Source organism: Amycolatopsis lexingtonensis (assembly GCF_014873755.1).
GTDB classification, from domain to species: domain Bacteria; phylum Actinomycetota; class Actinomycetes; order Mycobacteriales; family Pseudonocardiaceae; genus Amycolatopsis; species Amycolatopsis lexingtonensis.
The window spans coordinates 432,239-451,837 of record NZ_JADBEG010000001.1 but is presented as its reverse complement, the minus strand read 5'-3'; the positions used below and the strand labels follow the sequence as shown (position 1 = coordinate 451,837).

The 19,599-nt window shown below is 71.0% G+C and carries 15 protein-coding genes and 3 pseudogenes; 13 read left to right on the top strand and 5 right to left on the bottom strand.

The features are described from left to right. Positions 1-36: 36 nt before the first annotated feature. Positions 37-963 (top strand): LysR family transcriptional regulator, encoded by a 927-nt coding sequence (locus H4696_RS02145; protein ID WP_086863317.1) that lies wholly within the window; start codon positions 37-39, stop codon positions 961-963. 84 nt (positions 964-1,047) lie between these two features. After that, a complete protein-coding gene (locus tag H4696_RS02140; protein WP_086863318.1) occupies positions 1,048-1,395 on the top strand; it encodes a hypothetical protein in 348 nt (115 codons plus the stop codon). Here the strand turns inward: H4696_RS02140 and H4696_RS02135 are convergent. After that, positions 1,379-2,140 carry an AraC family transcriptional regulator gene (locus H4696_RS02135; RefSeq protein WP_086863319.1) on the bottom strand — a complete coding sequence of 254 codons (762 nt, stop codon included), beginning with the start codon at positions 2,138-2,140 and terminating at the stop codon, positions 1,379-1,381. The two genes, H4696_RS02140 and H4696_RS02135, sit on opposite strands and share 17 nt — an antisense overlap. A 55-nt stretch (positions 2,141-2,195) precedes the next feature. On the opposite strand from H4696_RS02135, the gene H4696_RS02130 reads away from it, so the two are divergent. Continuing rightward, positions 2,196-3,158 (top strand): zinc-binding dehydrogenase, encoded by a 963-nt coding sequence (locus tag H4696_RS02130; protein WP_086863320.1) that lies wholly within the window; start codon positions 2,196-2,198, stop codon positions 3,156-3,158. Positions 3,159-3,249: 91 nt separating this feature from the next. On the opposite strand, the gene H4696_RS02125 is transcribed toward H4696_RS02130, so the two are convergent. Next, entirely contained in the window at positions 3,250-4,392 is a 1,143-nt protein-coding gene (locus H4696_RS02125; protein ID WP_086863324.1) for an HNH endonuclease signature motif containing protein, read from the bottom strand. A gap of 161 nt (positions 4,393-4,553) precedes the next feature. Here H4696_RS02125 and H4696_RS51460 point away from each other — a divergent pair. Together H4696_RS51460 and tnpC are read left to right on the top strand one after the other, a co-directional pair. Then, positions 4,554-4,994, top strand: a pseudogene (locus H4696_RS51460) (DUF6444 domain-containing protein); the annotation flags it as partial. Then, positions 4,987-5,976 (top strand): annotated as a pseudogene (gene tnpC, locus H4696_RS49690) (IS66 family transposase); the annotation flags it as partial. The pseudogenes H4696_RS51460 and tnpC, both read left to right, overlap by 8 nt. A 26-nt stretch (positions 5,977-6,002) precedes the next feature. Here the strand turns inward: tnpC and H4696_RS02110 are convergent. Beyond that, on the bottom strand, positions 6,003-6,857 hold the full coding sequence (locus tag H4696_RS02110) for an LLM class F420-dependent oxidoreductase (protein WP_086863325.1): 855 nt from the start codon (positions 6,855-6,857) through the stop codon (positions 6,003-6,005). Between the two features lie 200 nt (positions 6,858-7,057). Next, entirely contained in the window at positions 7,058-8,005 is a 948-nt protein-coding gene (locus H4696_RS02105) for a LysR family transcriptional regulator (protein WP_086863322.1), read from the bottom strand. 366 nt (positions 8,006-8,371) lie between these two features. On the opposite strand from H4696_RS02105, the gene H4696_RS02100 reads away from it, so the two are divergent. Together H4696_RS02100 and H4696_RS02095 are read left to right on the top strand one after the other, a co-directional pair. Beyond that, the gene (locus tag H4696_RS02100; protein ID WP_086863323.1) at positions 8,372-9,124 is read left to right on the top strand and encodes a choice-of-anchor P family protein; all 753 of its coding nucleotides are present in this window, start codon (positions 8,372-8,374) and stop codon (positions 9,122-9,124) included. A gap of 4 nt (positions 9,125-9,128) precedes the next feature. After that, on the top strand, positions 9,129-9,689 hold the full coding sequence (locus H4696_RS02095) for a class F sortase (RefSeq protein WP_192782013.1): 561 nt from the start codon (positions 9,129-9,131) through the stop codon (positions 9,687-9,689). A 3-nt stretch (positions 9,690-9,692) separates the two neighbouring features. Here the strand turns inward: H4696_RS02095 and H4696_RS02090 are convergent, their stop codons facing one another. After that, positions 9,693-10,910, bottom strand: a complete 1,218-nt coding sequence (locus H4696_RS02090) for an oxygenase MpaB family protein (protein ID WP_192782012.1) — start codon at positions 10,908-10,910, stop codon at positions 9,693-9,695. A gap of 114 nt (positions 10,911-11,024) precedes the next feature. Between H4696_RS02090 and H4696_RS02085 the strand changes: the two genes are divergently transcribed. The 6 genes and pseudogenes from H4696_RS02085 to nrfD all read left to right on the top strand — a co-directional run bounded on the left by H4696_RS02085 (position 11,025) and on the right by nrfD (position 19,543). Further along, positions 11,025-11,696, top strand: a complete 672-nt coding sequence (locus H4696_RS02085) for a TetR/AcrR family transcriptional regulator (RefSeq protein ID WP_338064972.1) — start codon at positions 11,025-11,027, stop codon at positions 11,694-11,696. Positions 11,697-11,764: 68 nt separating this feature from the next. Continuing rightward, positions 11,765-12,871, top strand: a complete 1,107-nt coding sequence (locus H4696_RS02080) for an acyl-CoA dehydrogenase family protein (protein ID WP_086865358.1) — start codon at positions 11,765-11,767, stop codon at positions 12,869-12,871. Between the two features lie 66 nt (positions 12,872-12,937). After that, a pseudogene (locus tag H4696_RS02075) lies at positions 12,938-14,322 on the top strand (MFS transporter). Between the two features lie 90 nt (positions 14,323-14,412). After that, complete coding sequence (gene fdh / locus H4696_RS02065; RefSeq protein ID WP_225955566.1) at positions 14,413-17,688, top strand: formate dehydrogenase; 3,276 nt, start codon at positions 14,413-14,415, stop codon at positions 17,686-17,688. Continuing rightward, entirely contained in the window at positions 17,685-18,587 is a 903-nt protein-coding gene (locus tag H4696_RS02060) for a 4Fe-4S dicluster domain-containing protein (RefSeq protein ID WP_192782010.1), read from the top strand. The genes fdh and H4696_RS02060 overlap by 4 nt, the downstream gene beginning before the upstream one ends. Further along, positions 18,584-19,543: an NrfD/PsrC family molybdoenzyme membrane anchor subunit gene (gene nrfD / locus H4696_RS02055; protein ID WP_192782009.1), complete on the top strand. Its 960-nt coding sequence runs from the start codon at positions 18,584-18,586 to the stop codon at positions 19,541-19,543. The genes H4696_RS02060 and nrfD overlap by 4 nt, the downstream gene beginning before the upstream one ends. Positions 19,544-19,599 lie beyond the last annotated feature (56 nt).

Below are 19,599 nucleotides of genomic sequence, written 5' to 3'. Positions count from 1 at the left end.
ACTCTGCTCTTCATAGCCAGCGGCTATCATGGCGGGGTGCAGTTCCAGCAGCTCGCCTACTTCGTGGCCGTCGCCGAACACCGGCACTTCACCCGCGCCGCCGAACAGGTGCGCGTCGCCCAGCCCTCGCTGTCGCAGCAGATCCGCGCGCTCGAACACGACCTGGGCGCGCCGCTGTTCCACCGGATCCGCGGCAACGTCACCCTCACCGAAGCGGGCGAAACCCTGCTCCCGATCGCGCGGCGCATCCTCGCCGAGACCGAAACCGCCCAGCGGGCCATCCGGGAACTGGACGAGCTCGACCGCGGCCGCGTCCGGCTGGGCGCGCCGCCCAGCCTGTGCACGGGCCTGCTGCCCGCGATGCTGGCCGCGTTCCGCCGCCGCTACCCGGGCATCCAGCTGGAGCTGCACGAAAGCGGCTCGGGCGACCTGCGGCAGCGCCTGTCCGAAGGCGCGCTGGACCTGGCCCTGCTGGCGAGCGCCCCGGCGGACCCGCACCTGGCGGCGACGCCGTTGCTGCTGGAGGAACTGGTGGTCGTCTCCCCGGTCGACGCCCCGCTCGCGAGTACCCGCCTCGGCATCCGCGACCTGGCCGACGTCCCGCTGGTGATGTTCCGCCGCGGCTACGACGTCCGCGAAGCGACGGTGAACGCCTGCCGCGCCGCGGGTTTCGAGCCGTCGTTCGCGATCGAGGGCGGCGAAATGGACGCGGTCCTGGAGCTGGTCCGCGCGGGCCTGGGCGCGGCGGTGGTCCCGAGCACGGTGGCGGGCGACCGGTTCCGGATGACGCGGTTCGCCCCGGAAGCGGGGATGACGCGGGTGGTCCAGCTCGCGGTCCGCCGTGAGGTGGACCCGACCCGCGCGGTGCGCGCCCTGCGCGACGCGATCGTCGGTTTCGTCGCGGACCGGAAGCGCCTCCCGGTGGGCCTGGTGTCGCTTGTGGACGGTCGGACGGCAGACTGAGCCGGCCGGTGCTTCGTTGCGCCGTCCAGGTGAACCGTGGCGGGAATCCGTTACACCGGGTGCCCGGTTCGCGCCTCTGTTGGCGTGACCGAGCAGCCCGAGCACTCCCACCGCGTCCGACGCGCCGTCGTCTGGATCGGCGGCCTGGCGGCCCTCGTCCAGATCTCAGTGTTCACCTTCCCCGTGGCCGAAGCGTCCTGGCGGCGGGAACCCTGGGTCCGGGACCTGGTGGCCGGCCACTTCCCCGCCATCGTCGGCCTCCCGTCGGCGGCCCTGGCCTCGTTCCTGATCATCGCCGCCTTCGAAGCGCGCTTCGACCGGATCAAGATGCGGCTGGGCACACTCGTCGAGTTCCACGGCGCCGCCGGACCGATCGTCCTGTGGATCCTTTGTTTCACCGCGATGTCCATGGGCATCAAACTGGTCTGGTGAGCTGCCGGTGGCGGCCCGGGGTCGTCCCGACGATCGCCGTGAACGCCGTGATGAAGCCGCTCGGGTTCGCCCAGCCGCAGGCGTGGGCCACCCGGGTCGTGTCGTGGCCCTCCGCGAGCAGGACGAGCGCGTGGTGGACGCGCAGCTGGGTGCGCCACTCGTAGAACGTCATGCCGAGTTCGTCGCGGAACAGCCGGCTCAGCGTGCGGGCGCTCGCCCCGCTGCGGCGGCCCAGCTCGGCGAGCGGAGTGGTGTCGGCGGGGTCGTCGTACAGCACCCGCGCGACGGCCCGCAGCCGGTCGTCACGGGGTTCCGGCAGCTGCAGCGGCTGCTCCGGCGCTTCCCGGAGTTCCTCGACGAGCACCCGGCGCAGGCGGGAACTGGCCGCGCGGTCGTACTCGCGGGTGCCGGTCAGCGCGAGCAGGACCTCACGGGCGAGCCCGGACGCGGCGAAGACCGCGGGGTGCACGGGAACGAGCCGGGCCAGGGACGCCGGCAGGAAGACGATCCGCATGTCGGTGTGGCCGTGCGCCCGGTGGTGGTGGCGGAACCCGGCGGGGATCCAGGCGACCCGGTTGGCGGGCACCACCGACGTCCCCCGCCCGGAGTGCACCGACAGCACCCCGCGAGCCGCGTACACCAGGTGCCCGCGGTCGTGGGCGTGCGCCTGGCTGCTCGCCCCCGGAGCCCACAGGTGCGCCCCGCCGGAGGGCCAGATCCGCGAAGCTTGGCGTCCGATGGGCATGACTTGGCATTCTACCGGTGGTCGGCCAGGGCGTCGCGGGCCGAGAGTGGCGGACATGAAGATGAGAGCAGCGGTCTGCGTCCGCCCCGGCGGCCCGGAAGTCCTGGAGGTCCGCGAGGTCCCGGTCCCCGCGGTCCGGCCCGGCTGGAGCCTGGTCCACGTCCGGGGCGCGGGCCTGAACCGTTCGGAGCTGCGGACCCGCCAGGGCCACTCCCCGACGGTGACCTTCCCGCGCGTGCTGGGGATCGAATGCGTGGGCGTCCTGGCCGAATCGACCGACCCCGCCCTCGCCGAGGGCACCACCGTCGCCGCGGTGATGGGCGAGCTGGGTCGGCGGTTCGACGGCGGCTACGCGGAATACGCGCTGGTGCCGAACGCTTTGCTGATGCCGGTCAAGACGACGTTGCCGTGGCCGGTGCTGGCCGCGCTGCCCGAGACGTTCATGACCGCCCAGGGCGCCTTGGACACTCTCGGCATGGAGCCCGGCTCGCGGCTGCTGATCCGGGGCGGTACGTCATCGGTGGGCATGGCGGCTGCGTCGCTCGCGGCCGCGTACGGTGTCGAGACCGCCGCCACTACCCGCCGGGAAAGCAAAGCGGCGGCGCTGACTGCGGATTACGCCTTGATCGATGATGGCTCGTCGTTGGCGGGCGGGGTGCGCTCGATCTGGCCTTCGGGACCGGATTACGTTCTCGACCTGGTTGGTGCGAGGACGGCTCTGGAGTCGTTGAGCCTGGTGCGTCGTGGGGGCACCGTGTGTGTGGCGGGGTCGTTGAGCGGGTGGGTGATTCCGGAGCTGGAGCCGATCGCGATGATTCCGTCCGGTACGAAGCTCACTGCCTTTCATAGCGACACGCTCAAGGGGAATGCGTCCGTGCTGCAGCGAATCGTCGATGCGGTGGAGGGCGGGGTGTGTCCGTCTCATTTGGACCGGGTGTTCGCGTTGGACGACATTGTCGCGGCGCACCGCGCTATGGAGGATGATGAGGGCGCTGGCAAGTTCGTTGTGATTCCGTAGCGGTGATGCTGCCACCGGGATAGCTACCTGATAGGCAGTTCAACCACGTGGGGATAGGCCCGTCGCCGGTGGCTGCGGGCCTTTCCCATCTTCAGGCTGCGAATGGCAGAAGCTGATGGATGTTGTTGCGCCTGGGTTTTCGGCGTTTGTCCAAGAACCGGGGCGGGAGGAATTCGGGGTGGCCGTCGGTGGCGATGCGGACCTCCCAGCCCGACCGGTGCAGCAACCGATGATGGTGGCCGCAGAGCAGGACCAGGTTCGCCAGGTCGGTCAGGCCGCCCTCGGACCAGTGGTGGATGTGGTGCCCCTGGCAGTGGCGGGGTGGGCGGTGACAGCCCGGGAACGCGCAGCCACGGTCGCGCAGGAACAACGCCCGGCGCAACCCGGGTGAGATCAGGCGGCGGGCCCGGCCGAGGTTCAATGGTTCGCTGGCGGTGCCCAGGACCGCGGGGATCAGGGTGCAGTCGCAGGCGTGGACGCGGGCCTCGGCGGCCGAGATCAGGCCGGTGTCACCCAGGGTCGCCGTGCCGAGTCCGGAGCGCAGGTCGGTGAGGGAGACCGCGACCATCACGTGGGTGCGTTCCCCGGCCTGGGTCGGCAGCTCTGGGGAGTTGAGGGCCAGGTCGAGGGCGTCGGAGAAGGCGTCGCCATAGCGTTCCTGCGGGGACCGGAAATCATCGGCACCGCGGCGTTCGGCGAGGGAGTCGAGGAGGACGCTGGCGCGGGTGCCGGTCTCGTCGTCGAAGCGGCCAGAGAGTTCCCAGGTGCCGGTGCGTTTGCGACGCAGCGACAGTTCCCGCACCGGTGTGGTGGGTTCGGTGTCGTCGGGGGCGGTGCCGTCGGGGTCGAGGTGCGCCAAGATCCGGGCGCCGAGGGCGGCGACCTGTTTGTGGCCCGCGTCGGCGGCGAAGGCCAGCAGATCTGCCTCGGCGGTGTCGCGATGGGAGGCGGGGATCCGGGTGACCGCATCGATGATGGTGTCGATCATCGGGGTGCTCAACCGACCAGCAAGGGCGGCGATACCGGTGGCGGGGGCGACGGCGGGGGTGGCGTTGAGAGAGTGGCTGGGGTGCAGGGCGTGGGCTCGTTTGACCATCTTGTCGGCGGCGGTGCGGGGGAGGTCGGCGAGATGCTCTAAGAGTCGGGCGGCAGAGCGATAGCCGAACAGTTCCTGCACGCCGCGGGATTCGATCTCCACGAGCAGCGCACCGATCTCGGCTTCGGCGGAGCGCATGACGGTGAGCAGCGAAACGATGCGGTCGGCCAAGGCCTCCGCGTCTGCTTGCCACACCGCTTCTCTGTCCACACACCAAGATTACCGGTGTACGAACAGACGTTCATCACACGATCAGGGTAACTGTTCAGGTCGTTTCGGGCTGCGATCTGGCTTGTGGAATGATCTTGTTGTGGGGGAAAGGTGTTCGTCCGTCGTATGACGAGCTGGCCGCGCTGGTCGCAACGCAGGCGGTAGAGCTCGCTCGTGCGCGGGAGGAGATCACCGCGTTGCGGGACGAGGTCGCCCAGCTGAAACGCCTCCTCGGAATGAATTCGGGGAACTCGTCGATGCCGCCGTCATCGGACCGGTTCAGCAAACCCGCCCCGGAGTCGTTGCGGGACAAGACCAACCGCAAGCAGGGCAAGCAGCCGGGCGCGCCGGGGTCGAGCCTGTCGCTGGTCACCGACCCCGACCAGATCGTGGATCATGTGCCGTCGTCGTGTTCGGGATGCGGCACCGGGCTGCGCCGGCGCGACGAGGTCGGGGTGACACGCCGGCAGGTGGTGGACCTGCCCGAGGTGCGCCCGGCGGTGACCGAGCACCGTCTGCACCGGCTGCGGTGCCGCGGATGCCGCGCCGGCGCCGGCCGAGGCGACCGCGCCCGCCTGCTACGGACCGAACGTGACCGCGTTGGCGGTCTATCTGCTGACCTACCAGCACATCCCTGTCGCCAGAACAGCACAACTGGTGGAAGACCTGCTCGGGCTGCCGGTGTCGACCGGCTGGGTCGCCGGCGTCCTCACCCCGGTCGCCACCCAGCTCGACGGATTCGCCCAGCAGGTCGAGGACGCGTTGCGAGCAGCGTCGGTGGCACACTTCGACGAGACCGGCATCCGAGTCGAAGGCAAGAACTGGTGGCTGCACGTCGCCTGCACACCCCAGCTCACCGCCTACTTGCCCCATCCCCAGCGCGGAGGTGAGGCAATGGACGAGTTCGGGATCCTCACCCGGTTCCGTGGTGTCGCGGTTTACGACGGCCTGATGTCCTACCAAGACTTCGGGCGCAAACACGCCCGCTGCAACGCCCACCATCTCCGCGTACTCGTCGCAGCCGGCGAAGCCCACCCCGAGCACTCCTGGCCCAAGATCGCCATCACCACCCTCGAACAGCTCAACACCGCCGCCCACACCGCGCGCGAGGCCGGCTTGGCTGCGATCCCCGCCCACGTCGTCGATCCGTTGCTCTCGAGGTTCGTCCGCACGATCAACGTCGGCCTGCTGCTGCACCCACCGGATCGGGGGCGCAAGCAAAGCAAGACCCGGAACCTGCTGGTGCGCCTGCGCGACTACCAGCACCAAGTGCTGCTCTTCGCCCGCGACCTCACCGTCCCCTTCACCAACAACCAAGCCGAACGCGACCTGCGCATGATCAAGGCACAACTGAAGATCTCCGGTGGCTGGCGCACCCCACACGGCGCCCACGCCTGGCTACGCGTCCGCAGCTACATCTCCACCGCCCGCAAGAACGGCCACGTCATCACCGCACTACGCGACGCCATCACCGGAAACCCCTGGCTACCAACAACAATCGAAACGGCCTGAACAGTTACCGATCAGGTGGTCGATGATCAACGCACGGAGACATCGTGACGCGCGGCGAACGCACCCAGCGCAGCCCGCCGCCGCTCGGGATCAGCCTCGCCCGGGCTGATGACAACCCGCGTAACCCCCTCCGCCGCAAGGACTTCGACATCCAAAGGCGACATGTCGAGAGAACCCCACCGCGTGTACTCCAGAAGATCCGGATCACGCCCCGCCGCGACCGCCGTCGTCCGGGCCAAGGCAAACTGCCGCCGACGCTCCTCCGCCGTCACCATCCCACCGGGAAAGTACCCATCCCCACGCAACCCGGCCCGCCGCGCCGCGGCCGTGCTCGAACCGCCCACATGGATTGGCAGGTCCGCCAACGGTTTCGGGTACACGCAGGCGCTCTCGAAGCGGTAGAACTCCCCGGAGAAGTCGACCCCTGACTCGTCACCAGCCCACAGTGCGCGCAGGACGTCGATCGCCTCGTCCGCCCGCCGCCCGCGGCTGGTGAAATCGACGCCGACCGCCTTCGCCTCGCCCGGGAGCGCGCCCACGCCCACCGTCAGCAAGCGCATGCGGCCGGCGGACAGGACGTCGATCGTCGCGAGGCGCTTGGCCAGGGTCACCGGGTGGTGGTACGGCAGCAGCAGGACGCCGGTGCCCAGCAGGATCCGCCGCGTCCCGGCGGCCACGAAGCTCAAGCACTCCAGCGGATCCGCGAACGGCAGCGACGGTGGCAGCTCCATCGTCCCGATCTTCGCGCCGGGGTACAGCGCGACGTGCTCCGGCAGGTAGAACGACTCGAAGCCGAACTCCTCCGCGTCCCGGGCGAACCCCAGGAGCGTTTCCGGGTCGGCGCCGAAAAAGGGTGTGCTGTAACTGATCCCGAACTTCACGTCCGCGAAAGTAGACCTTGCCGTGAACGTCAAGGCAACCACCCATCGATTCCGCAGCTGGGTCCCAGCGATCCTGTGCGCTGGACCAGCACGCCCACCCGGCGAACACTCGGACCGTGCAGCGTTCCGAAGCCACCGACCTGACCCGCCTGCTGAGACGCTTCGCGCTCCGGGCCCTCGTACTCGGCGCGGTGACCGCCCTAACCGGGCTGACCACCGTCGCGATGGCCCTCGTCCTCGCCGGGTTCGGGTTGCTCTTCGTGCCCGTCCGCGAGCGCTGACGGCCGCTCCAGCAGGTGCGCCAGCAGGGCCCGGGCGGCCGGGTTCGCCGGCTGGGGGCCGCGGCCGGCCAGGTGGATTGCGCGGCTGAAGCCCGGCTCCGCGATCGCGGCGTACGGGAGTCCCGACTTCTCGGCCACCGGGCGCGGGACGATGGAAACGCCGAGGCCCGCCGCCACCAGGTCGACGAGCAGGGGCATGTGGGTCGCCTCGCAGACGCGGTCGCGGCGGACGCCCGCGTCCGCGAACCGGCGGGCGACCATCACCTCGATGCCGCTGCCGCTGAAGTCGACGAACGGCTCGTCGGCCAGTTCGGGCAGCCGGATCCGGTCGCGGCCCGCGAGCGGGTGGCCCGGGCGGCACAGCAGGACCAGGTCCTGGCTCCAGCTCGCGAAGCTGAACAGGTCGGCCGCCAGCGGCTCCGGCGCGGCCAGGAAGCTCAGGTCCAGCTCGCCGTCGGCGATGCCCGCCGTCAGGTCGAAGACCGTGCTCTCACGCACGTGGATGCGGACGCCCGGGTAGCGGAGCCGGAACTCGCCGAGCTTGCCCGGCAGGTCCACGACCGTCAGCGTCTGGATCGTGCCGATCGACACCCGCCCGCGCGTCAGGCCGGTCACCGCCGCCACCTCGCCGCGGGCGGCGGCGACGTCCGCGACGACGCGGTGGGCCGCCGGGAGCAGCGCCCGGCCCGCTTCGGTCAGCGTGACGCGGCGGGTGGTGCGGTCGAACAGCGGGGCGCCCAGCTCCCGCTCGAGCTTCCGGACCGACGCGCTCAGCGCCGACTGCACCACGTGCACCTCTTGCGCCGCGGCAGTGAAACTCCCGTACCGCACCACCGCGAGGAAGTGCTCGACCTGCCGCAGCTCCATCCACCGACCTTAGGACGCGCTCGGCGCGATCACCCAGGGCCGTGGTGGTCACATCACCGTCCGTGCTCGTCGGCACTCGTCCAGGTAATCACTCGTCCGTGTCGAATCCGGGGGCGGACGGCCTCGAATGTCGCAACGCGCACTACTGCCCGTCCTCGATTCGCGCCGAATCCCCCGACCCGAGAACCACGACAAGGTGGCCGCCCCGAGGATGATCACTTTTCGCGCAGTGCCACGACAACGGCGACTCGACGAAATCCTTGCCCCGCGTAGCGATTTTGATAGCGTGGCCGGGCTTCCCTCGCGGGCCGAACTCTGACCGGCGCCGCTTCCCCACGTTTTCCTTTGCGGTGAAAGGACTTCTTCATGCGCACCACCCTGCTCCGAGCCGGGAGCCTGGCCGGGGTGACGGCCGCCCTCCTCGCGGGATCCGCCGGTGTCTCGACTGCCGGCACCGTCACCGGATCCGCTTTCGGGGCCTCCGCCACGGTTTCCGTGCTGCCCGGCGTGCTCGCCGGCGGCAAGGGGATCACCGTCGAGACCGGGCCGCTCGCCGCGTCGAGCAGCACCGGGCCCGCTTCGGCGAGCGTCGCCGACGTGCCGCTCGAGGGCCTCGTCACCGCGAAAGCGATCAGCAGCTCCGTGGTGGACGGCGACGGCACCGTGGCCGCCAAGGCGAGCGTCGCCGAGGCGACCCTGCCGCTGCTGGCGCCGGTCGCCGGGCGGGTGCCGTCGATCCGGGTGATCAGCGCGCGGTGCGCGTCCGCCGACGGGCACGTCACCGGCAGCAGTGACCTCGCCGGGGTCAACCTCGGCCGGCTCGGGACGCTGCCCGCCGCCACCGGGCCGAACCAGCGGCTCGGGATCCCCGGGGTGGCCGAAGTGATCGTCAACGAGCAGGTCCAGCGCTACGACGGCAGCCTCGAAGTGACCGCGCTGCACGTCAAGCTCCTCGACGGCGACGCCAAGAAGCTCGGCAGCGGCGACATCAAGCTCGCGTCGGTCACCTGCGGCCCGTCCAAGGAGCAGGCGCCGTCACGGCCGGCGCCGGGTCAGACCGTCGTCGTGCCCGCCGGTGCCCCGCAGACCGGTGACGGCAGCCTCGCCGCGGAGGGCTGAGCCGATGCCCCGCCGCGCACTGCTGACCGGCCTCCTTTCCCTGCTGCTGGCGGGATGCGGGGCCCAGGCGACCCCCGCCACTCCCCCGAGCCCGGCACCCGCCACCACGGTCGCCCGGTCGCTGCCGACCGCGCTCGACGTCCCGGCCATCGAGGCGAAGTCGTCGCTGGTGTCGCTCGGGCTCAACCCCGACCGGACCGTCGAGGTGCCGCCGGTCGACCAGCCGCTGCAGGCCGGCTGGTACGAATACGGCCCCACGCCGGGCGAAGCCGGGCCGGCGGTCATCCTCGGGCACATCGACGGCGGCCACCGGAAGGGCATCTTCTGGCGGCTGCACGAACTCAAGCCGGGCGAAGAGGTGCACGTCGACCGGGAAGACGGCGGACGGCTGACGTTCGCGGTGACGAAGGTCGAGCAGATCGCCAAGAAGGAGTTCCCGACCGAAGCCGTCTACGGCAACACGCCGGACCCGGAACTGCGCCTGATCACCTGCGGCGGCCGGTACGACGCGGCGAACCGCAACTACCTCGACAACGTCATCGTGTACGCGAAGCTCAAGCGCTGACCGTCACGACGGCCGGTTGCCCGTCGGAATTTCGATGCTGATCGGCCGCCCCTCCGACAGGAACAGCAGCGCCGCCTGGCGGAGGAACTCGTCGAAGGTCCAGTAGGCCGCCGGGGCGAGCGGGAACGGCAGCAACCCTTCGCGGACGGCGATGAACGGCCCCCAGGCCGTGCGCAGCAACGGGTCCCAGACCGGTTCGCGCGGGATGCGCAGCCAGCCGGCGACCTGGTCGCCGAGCATGAACCGGGTCATCGCGCCGAGGACGTGCGTGCTGAGGACGCCGCCGTCGACCGACGAGCCGAGGTTGAGCAGGATATCGGCCAGCTCGATCCCCTCGTCGGTCGGCGCGAGCACCGGCGTCAGCACCTGGTCGGCCTGGGCGTTGGCCTCGGCCCACGACGCCGGGATGTACTCGTCGAGGATCCCGAGCAGGTGTGCGGTGAGCTGCCAGGAGTGCAGGAACCCCTCGGACTCCGCGCGCGGGATCGGCACCTCCCACGCCGTCAGCTTCTTCATGACGGTGGTGGGCAGGCTGTGCCACGTGACCATCATGTCGCGCTGGCTGATCGGGATCGCCTGGTCGGAACCCTGCTGCCACTGCGGGGACTGCGGCAGCAGGTGGCGCACGGCGGCGTGCACCAGGCGCGTCTTGACGCACGTCACGATCATCTCGCCGTCGGCGGCGAAGGCGTTGCGCGTCATGACGTCGTAGCCGAGCTTGGCGGTCTTGGAGACGCGGTCCTTCATGTCCGCGCCGCCCTTGGAGTGGTACACCGCGCGGGCTTCGTGCGGGATCACCGTGCTGACCATCCCGCTCGCCAGGCCGTACAGCAGCCCGAGGTAGAGGCCGCGCTTCTCGGTGAACCGGAACGACGTCTCGAGCTTGCCCCAGTCGGCCCAGGACGGGAGCTGCCGGGCCCGCTCGACGAAGTCGCGCACGTCCGCGGGCAGCCCGTCGGGCAGCGGCTGGCCGTTCTTCTTCCACGTCCGCAACAGTTCGTTGACGCGGGGCACGTCGCCGCGGTCGATGACGGCGGCGAGCAGCGGATCGGCTTCGGCGTCCCACACCCAGCGGGGATCCGCGCCCGCCCCGGTGCCGGCGACCGACGCCTCCGCCGGCCAAGACCACAACGACGGCGACGCCACCGTCACCGCGCCCAGGATGCCCAGCGTCCCCCCGCGTTTCAACGCGAGCCGCCTGCTGACTTCGTCCTTGGCCATCGCTACTCCTCCGGAGCCGAGATCACGAATTGATACTCTGATACGCGACTTGCCTCCTTGTATCAGAGCATGACGCGACCGCACTGACAAGACCCCGGGTGGCAGGATCAGGAGGTGGCTGTGGAACCCGCGGCATCGCCGTTCACCTCCGCGTCCGGCGCGGAATCGCTGCTGGAGCGCGCCTACGCCGACGCGCTGGCGCAGGTCGACGACACCGACCCGATCCGGGTGCGCGTGCTCGACGCCGCCCTCGAGCAGTTCTGCCGGCTGGGCATCCAGCGCTCCACGATGGAGGACGTCGCCAAGCGCGCCGGGCTGTCCCGGATCACCGTCTACCGGCGGTTCGCCACGAAGGACACGCTGGTCGAGCACGTCGTGCGCCGGGAGTACCGCCGCTACTTCGACCGCTTCCTCGGCGAGATCAAGCAGGCCGAAACGGTCGCCGACCGGGTCGTGCTCGGCTTCGTGAGCTCACTGCGCGCCATCCGCGGCAACCCGCTCATCGGCGGCCTGATCGCCGCCGAACCGGGCCTGCTGGCGTCGTCCATGATCACCGACGACGGCCGGACGCTGGCCACCGTGCGGGAGTTCGTGGCCGGCCAGCTGCGGCGCGAGCAGCGCGCCGGCACCGTGGCCGCCGGGCTGGACGTCGAGGTCGTGGCCGAGCTGATGGTCCGCCTGTCCGCCTCGTTCCTGGCCATTCCCAGCCACGTCGTCGACCTCGACGACGACGAGCAGCTCGCCGCGCTGGCCCGGCGCTACCTGGTGCCGATGCTCGAAGCTTGAGTTCCGGCCGTTCGAGAGATAAAGATACAGAGCACGTAATCTTGTATCTCCGAGCGCCGGGAGCCTTCGTGGACCTCACCACCGAACAGCGCGACTTCGTCTCCGCCGTCGACGACTTCTGCCGGCGCGAGGTGGGCGCCCGCGACACCCCGCACGACGACGCGCTGTACCGCAAGATGGCCGGGCTGGGCTGGCTCGGCATCAACGTCCCGCAGGAGTACGGCGGCGCCGGCCAGGGGATGCTGGACCTGGTGCTGTTCCTGGAAACCATCGCCTACCGGCAGGCGCCGATCGGCGGGTTCGCCACCTCCGTGATCACGGCCGCGTCCTACGCGAAGTTCGCGAGCGAGGAGCGCAAGCGCGAGGTGCTGGGCGACTTCCTGCGCGGCGAGGTGCTCGCCGTCTCGATGTCCGAGCCCGGCGCGGGCTCCGACGTCGGCGCGCTGGCGTGCAAGGCGGTGCGGCAGGACGGCGGCTGGGTCGTCGACGGCCAGAAGACGTGGTGCTCCAACGCCCACCTGGCCCGCCACATCCTGCTGGTCGCCCGCACTTCGGCCGACGGCGGCAAGCACGACGGCCTGACGATGTTCTCGGTCCCGGCCGGCGTCGACGGGCTGGCGATCCACGGCATCGACACGATGGGCGGCCGCGAGGTCAACGACCTGTACTTCACCGGCTGCGCGCTGCCCGGCGACGCCGTGGTCGGCGAGGTCGGGCAGGGCTGGCGCCAGCTGATGGCGGGACTGAACCTCGAGCGGATGATCCTCGCGGCGCTGATGCTCGGCACCGCGCGCCGCGCGTTCGAAGACACCGTGTCGTACGTGCGCGAACGCCGTCAGTTCGGCCGGCCGGTGGGCTCGTTCCAGGCGTTGCGGCACCGCCTCGCCGACCACGCGACGGAACTGGAGTGCACCCGCCTGCTGGTCCACGACGTCGCCCGCAAGATCGACGCCTCGGGCGGGGAACCGCTCCCGCGGGAGGCGTCGATGGCGAAGCTGAAGGCGACGGAGTTCGCGAAGGCGATGGCGCTCGACGGCATGCAGATGCTCGGCGGGTACGGGTACAGCACGGAGTACGGGATGGAACGGCTGGTCCGGGCGACCGTGGTGTCCACCGTCTACGGCGGGACGAGCGAGATCCAGCGGGACGTGATCGGGAAGACGTACGGCCTCTGAGACGCGTGTTTCGCGAGTGACGGCCCGAGGAAGCCCCGCCGGGCACCGGCGCTCGAGGAGGTCGTCATGGCGGCAACACCGGCGTCGTCCGGCGTGCGGACGCTGATCCCGGCACGCATCGACCGGCTGCCCTGGTCGCGGTTCCACACCCGGATGGTCGTCGCACTCGGGGTGGCGTGGATCCTCGACGGCCTCGAGATCACCGTGGCCAGTGCGGTCGCCGACACCCTGACCAGACCCGAGACGCTGCACATGTCGTCGACGGCGGTCGGGCTGCTCGCGACGATCTACCTGGCCGGCGAGGTGGTCGGGGCGCTGTTCTTCGGCAGTCTCTCCGACAAGCTGGGCCGCCGGAACCTGTTCATGCTCACCCTCGCCGTCTACCTGGTCGGCAGCGGCCTGACCGCGCTGACCCTCGGCAACGGCGCGGCCGGGTCGACATCGCCGTCAACGGCACGTACTGGGCCGGGGCCGTGCTCGGGACCGTCGGCACGTACATCCTGCTCAACCAGGTGGACCTGTCGCTCGGCTGGCGGCTCGGCTTCCTGATCGGCCCGGTGCTCGGGCTGGTGATCCTGCTGGTGCGCCGCCACCTGCCGGAAAGCCCGCGCTGGCAGATCATGCACGGCAAGGCCGAGGCCGCCGAGGAGTCGATCGCGCAGATCGAACGCGAGGTCGAACACGCGGGCCGGGACCTGCCGCCGGTCGACGAGAAGAAGGCGATCGAGGTGACGCCCGCCGAGCAGATCGGCTACGTCGCACTGGCCAGGGTGCTGTTCCGCGAGTACCCGTCCCGCGCGGTCCTCGGCGCGTCGCTGATGATCAGCCAGTCGTTTCTCTACAACGCGATCTTCTTCACCTACACGCTGGTGCTCGGCAAGTTCTACGGCGTGTCCTCGGCGGCCACGCCGATCTACCTGATCGCGTTCGCGGTGGGCAACCTGGTCGGGCCGTTCACCATCGGGCACCTGTTCGACACTCTCGGCCGACGCCGGATGATCTCGGGCACGTACGTCCTTTCGGGCGTGCTGCTGGCCGGCACCGCGGTGCTGTTCTACGCCGGCGCGCTCAACGCGATCACGCAGACGATCGCCTGGTGCGTGATCTTCTTCTTCGCCTCGGCGGGGGCCAGCGCGGGCTACCTGACGGTGAGCGAGATCTTCCCCCTCGAAGTCCGGGCGAAGGCGATCGCGGTGTTCTTCGCGATCGCCCAGTGCTTCGGCGCGCTGGGCCCGGTCATCTACGGCGCCCTCATCGGCACCGGCGAGCACCCGGTCCGCCTCTTCATCGGCTACCTGCTCGGCGCGGCGGTCATGGTGGTGGGCGGCGTGATCGCGCGGTTCCTCGCCGTGGACGCGGAGGGGAAGTCCCTGGAGGACGTCGCCCAGCCGCTGGCCGCCCGGCGGGGACGAACCCGGGCAGAGGGCGCATCTTCGCCGTTTTCGACCTGACCGGACGTCGTCCGGTCGCCGGTCCCGCCGAGCCGGTTTACGCTCGGCTGGCCCGGGGTAGCCCGGCAGCGGACGCGAGCGGGAGGTGACATGGGACCACGGCGGTGGCTCGAATCCTGGCCCGTGTACCGCCAGCTGACCGGCACCGATCCGCTCGGCCGGGGCAAGGCCGCGGAGTCCGCGCGGTCGGAAGCCCTCGCGCCGCGGACCGCGAGCGCCGACCGCGTGGCGAAGTCCGTTTGCCCCTACTGCGCTGTCGGGTGCGGGCAGCAGGTGTTCGTCAAGGACGAGAAGGTCGTCCAGATCGAAGGCGATCCGGACAGCCCCATCTCACGCGGGCGGCTCTGCCCGAAGGGGTCGGCCAGCAAGCAGCTGGTGACCGGGCCGCAGCGGGAGCAGAAGGTCCGCTACCGCGCGCCCTACGCCACCGAGTGGACCGATCTCGACCTCGAGACCGCGCTCGACATGGTCGCCGACCGGGTGCTCGACGCCCGGCGCAAGGGCTGGCAGGACACCGACGAGCACGGCGCCCCGCTGCGCCGGACCATGGGGATCGCCAGCCTCGGCGGCGCCACCCTGGACAACGAAGAGAACTACCTGATCAAGAAGCTCTTCACCGCGCTCGGCGCGATCCAGATCGAAAACCAGGCGCGTATTTGACACTCCGCCACCGTTCCCGGTCTGGGGACTTCCTTCGGTCGCGGTGGCGCGACGGATTACCAGCAGGACCTGCAGAACGCCGACTGCGTCATCATCATGGGCTCGAACATGGCCGAGGCGCACCCGGTCGGGTTCCAGTGGGTGATGGAGGCGAAGGCGCGCGGCGCGCAGGTGCTGCACATCGACCCGCGCTTCACCCGCACGAGCGCGCTCGCGGACGCCCACGTGCCGCTGCGCGCCGGGACGGACATCGCGTTCCTCGGCGGGGTGATCAACCACATCCTGAGCAACGACCTGGACTTCCGCGAGTACGTCGTCGCCTACACCAACGCGTCCTTCCTGGTGCACGAGGACTACCGGGACACCGAGGACCTCGACGGCCTCTTCAGCGGCTACGACGAAGCCAAAGCCGCCTACGACCCGGCGACCTGGCATTACGAGGACGTCCGGCCGCAGGACACCGGGCACGGCAAGGAGACGTCGGCGCCGGACCAGCACGGCTCCGGCGGCCCGGTGGTCGAAGGCGGCAGCGAGGAGATCGCCGCCGACCCGACGCTGCAGCACCCGCGCTGCGTGTTCCAGATCCTCAAACGCCACTTCGCCCGCTACACCCCGGAAATGGTCGAGGCGACCTGCGGGACGCCGAAGGAGCTCTTCCGGCGGGTCTGCGACGCCTGGACGGGCAACTCTGGCCGCGACCGGACCGCCGCGCTCGTCTACAGCGTCGGCTGGACCCACCACAGCGTCGGCGCGCAGTACATCCGCGCGGGCTCGATCGTCCAGTTGCTGCTGGGCAACATCGGCCGGCCCGGCGGCGGGGTGTTCGCGCTGCGCGGGCACGCCAGCATCCAGGGCTCGACCGACATCCCGACGCTGTTCAACCTGCTGCCCGGCTACCTGCCGATGCCCACCCCCGAGCAGCGCACGCTCGGCGACTACCTCGAGAAAGTCGCCGGCGACAAGCAGAAGGGCTTCTGGCGCAACGCCGACGCCTACACCGTGTCGCTGCTCAAGGAGTACTGGGGCGGGAAAGCCACGGCGGACAACGACTTCTGCTACGACTACCTGCCGCGGATCAACGGCGACCACGGTACCTACCGCACGGTCATGGACATGGTCGACGGCAAGGTGTCCGGCTACTTCCTGCTCGGGCAGAACCCGGCCGTCGGGTCGGCGCACGGCCGGCTGCAGCGGCTCGGCATGGCCAACCTCGACTGGCTGGTCGTGCGCGACCTGACGATGATCGAAAGCGCCACCTTCTGGAAGGACGCGCCGGAGATCGAGACCGGCGAGATCACGCCTGAGGGCTGCCGCACCGAGGTGTTCTTCTTCCCCGCCGCCTCGCACGTCGAGAAGGAAGGGACGTTCACCCAGACCCAGCGCATGCTGCAGTGGCGGGAAAAAGCCGTCGAACCGGCCGGGGACCAGCGTTCGGACCTGTGGTTCTTCTACCACCTCGGCCGCAAGCTGCGGGAGCGGCTGGCCGGGTCCGCCGACGAGCGCGACCGGCCGCTGCTGGACCTCGCCTGGGACTACGAGGTGCACGGCGACGAGCCGTCGGCCGAGGACGTGCTGCGGCGGATCAACGGCCAGGACCTCACCACCGGCAAGGAGCTCAACGGGTACCTCGAGCTCAAGGCCGACGGCAGCACCTCCAGCGGGTGCTGGATCTACTGCGGCGTCTACGCCGACGGCGTCAACCAGGCCGCCCGCCGCAAGCCCCGGTTCGAGCAGGACCACACCGCCCTCGAGTGGGGCTGGGTCTGGCCGATGAACCGGCGGGTGCTCTACAACCGCGCGTCGGCCGATCCGCAAGGGCGGCCCTGGAGCCAACGCAAAGCGCTGATCTGGTGGGACGCCGACGCCGGCGAGTGGACCGGCCACGACGTGCCCGACTTCGAGAAAACCAAGCCGCCGGACCACATCCCGCCGCCGGACGCCGTGGGCCCGGCCGCGCTGCGCGGCGACGACCCGTTCATCATGCAGGCCGACGGGAAGGCGTGGCTGTTCGCGCCGTCCGGGCTGGCCGACGGCCCGCTGCCGACGCACTACGAGCCGCACGAGTCGCCGTTCCGCAACCCCTTCTACGGCCAGCAGGGCAACCCGGCGCGGAAGGTCTACGGCCGCCGGGACAACCCGTCGAACCCGTCGCCGCCCGAGGCGCACGGCGAGGTGTTCCCGTTCGTCTTCACCGCCGCCCGGCTGACCGAGCACCACACCGCGGGCGGGATGAGCCGGACCCTGCCGTACCTGTCGGAGCTGCAGCCGGACCTGTTCGTCGAAGTCTCCCCCGAACTCGCGGAGCTGCGCGGGCTGGCGCACCTGGGCTGGGCGCACGTCGTCACGTCGCGGGCGGCCGTCGAAGCGCGCGTCTTCGTGACCGACCGCATGCGGCCGCTGCGCGTGCAGGACCGGGTCGTGCACCAGGTGTGGATGCCCTACCACTGGGGCGGTTCCGGGCTGGTGCCCGGCGACGTCGTGAACGACCTGTTCGGCGTCGTGCTGGACCCGAACGTGTTCATCCAGGAGAGCAAGGTCGCCACCTGCGACGTCCGGCCCGGCAAGCGGCCGCGCGGGGCCGCGCTGACCGCGTACCTGGCCGAGTACCGGGAGCGTGCGGGCATCACGCCGGAAACGGGTACGCGGGTGTCGACGGCGCACGAAACCCGGCACGTCGAACCCGGCCACGAGGAGGACGGCACATGAGCGTCGAGGACCGGCTGCCCGACGTCGCCGGGGAAGCCGGGCACGCCGGGCACCCGCCGCGCGTCGGGTTCTTCACCGACACGTCGGTGTGCATCGGCTGCAAGGCCTGCGAAGTGGCCTGCAAGGAGTGGAACGCCGTCCCCGAAGACGGGCTCGACCTGCTCGGGATGTCGTTCGACAACACCGGCGCGCTCGGCGCGAACTCCTGGCGGCACGTGGCTTTCGTCGAGCAGCCGCGCCCGCCCACCGCTCCCCCGCCGCACGCCACCGAGGACCTCGGCATGCCGTCGTTCGACCTGCCGGGCGCGAAGACCGGGGCCGACGGCCGGACCGACTTCCGCTGGCTGATGTCGTCCGACGTGTGCAAGCACTGCACCCACGCCGGCTGCCTCGACGTCTGCCCGACCGGCGCGCTGTTCCGCACCGAGTTCGGCACGGTCGTGGTGCAGCAGGACATCTGCAACGGCTGCGGCTACTGCGTTTCCGGCTGCCCGTACGGCGTCATCGACCGGCGGCCGGACGACGGGCGCGCGCAGAAGTGCACGCTCTGCTACGACCGGCTGCACGACGGCCTCGAACCCGCCTGCGCCAAGGCGTGCCCGACCGACTCCATCCAGTTCGGCGAGCTCGACGAGCTGCGCGAGCGGGCCGCCCGCCGCGTCGAGCAGCTGCACGAGCGCGGTGTCCCCGAAGCCCGGCTCTACGGGCACGACCCGGCCGACGGGGTCGGCGGCGCCGGCGCGTTCTTCCTGCTGCTGGACGAACCCGAGGTCTACGGCCTGCCACCGGACCCGGTGGTGCCGACCCGGGAACTGCCCGCGATGTGGAAGTACGCCGGGGTGGCGGCGTCGGCGTTGCTCGCCGCCGCCGTCGCCGCGTTCGGAGGACGCCGCCGATGACCGACCGCAAGTCCCGCCGCTCCCGCGAAGAGCTGATGGTGCCGGAGGCCGAGTTCCGGTCGTATTACGGGCGGCCGGTGCTCAAGCCGCCGGTGTGGGAGTGGAAGGTGCCGGCGTACCTGTTCACCGGCGGGCTCGCGGCGGGCACGTCGCTGCTGGCCGCGGGCGCCGACCTGACCGGGCGGCCGCGGCTGCGCCGGGTGGGCCGCACCGGGTCGGTGGCGGCGCTGCTGGCCAGCGTCTACCTGCTGGTCGCCGACCTCGGCCGGCCGGAACGGTTCCACCACATGCTGCGCGTCGCGAAACCGACGTCGCCGATGAGCGTGGGCACCTGGCTCCTCAGCGCGTTCGGGCCCGGGATGGGCGTCGCGGCCGTCGCCGAGGTGCTGCCCGCCGGGTGGTGGCCGGGCAAGCTCGCGCGCGCGGTGGCCCGCCCGGCCGGGCTCGCGTCGGCCGCTGTCGCCCCGGCCGTCGCGACCTACACGGCGGTGCTGCTGTCGCAGACGGCGGTCCCGGCCTGGCACGAAGCCCACCCGCGGCTGCCGTTCGTCTTCGCCGGCTCGGCGGCGGCGAGCTCCGGCGGCTTCGCGATGGTGCTGGTCCCGGTCGAGGAGGCGGGCCCGGCCCGCGCGCTGGCCGCGATGGGCGCGGTGACCGAGCTGGCGGCGTCGAAGCTGCTGGAGAAGCGGCTCGGCCTGACAGCGGAGGCGTACACGACGGGCAAGGCGCACCGGCTGCGGAAGTGGTCCGAGCGGCTGACCGCGGCGGGCCTGCTGGGCACGCTCATCGGGCACCGCAGCCGCGCGGTGTCCGCGGCCGCCGGCGCGGCGCTGTTCGCCGGGAGCGCGCTGCAGCGGTTCGGGACGTTCGAGGCCGGGGTCGAGTCGACCAGGGACCCCAAGTACGTCGTCGTGCCCCAGCGCCGGCGCGCCGCAGCAGCCGCGCCCCGGCCATGACGCCCGCGACCACGGCGGCGAGGATCCCGGCGTAGCCGAACGTCCACCCGAGCCCG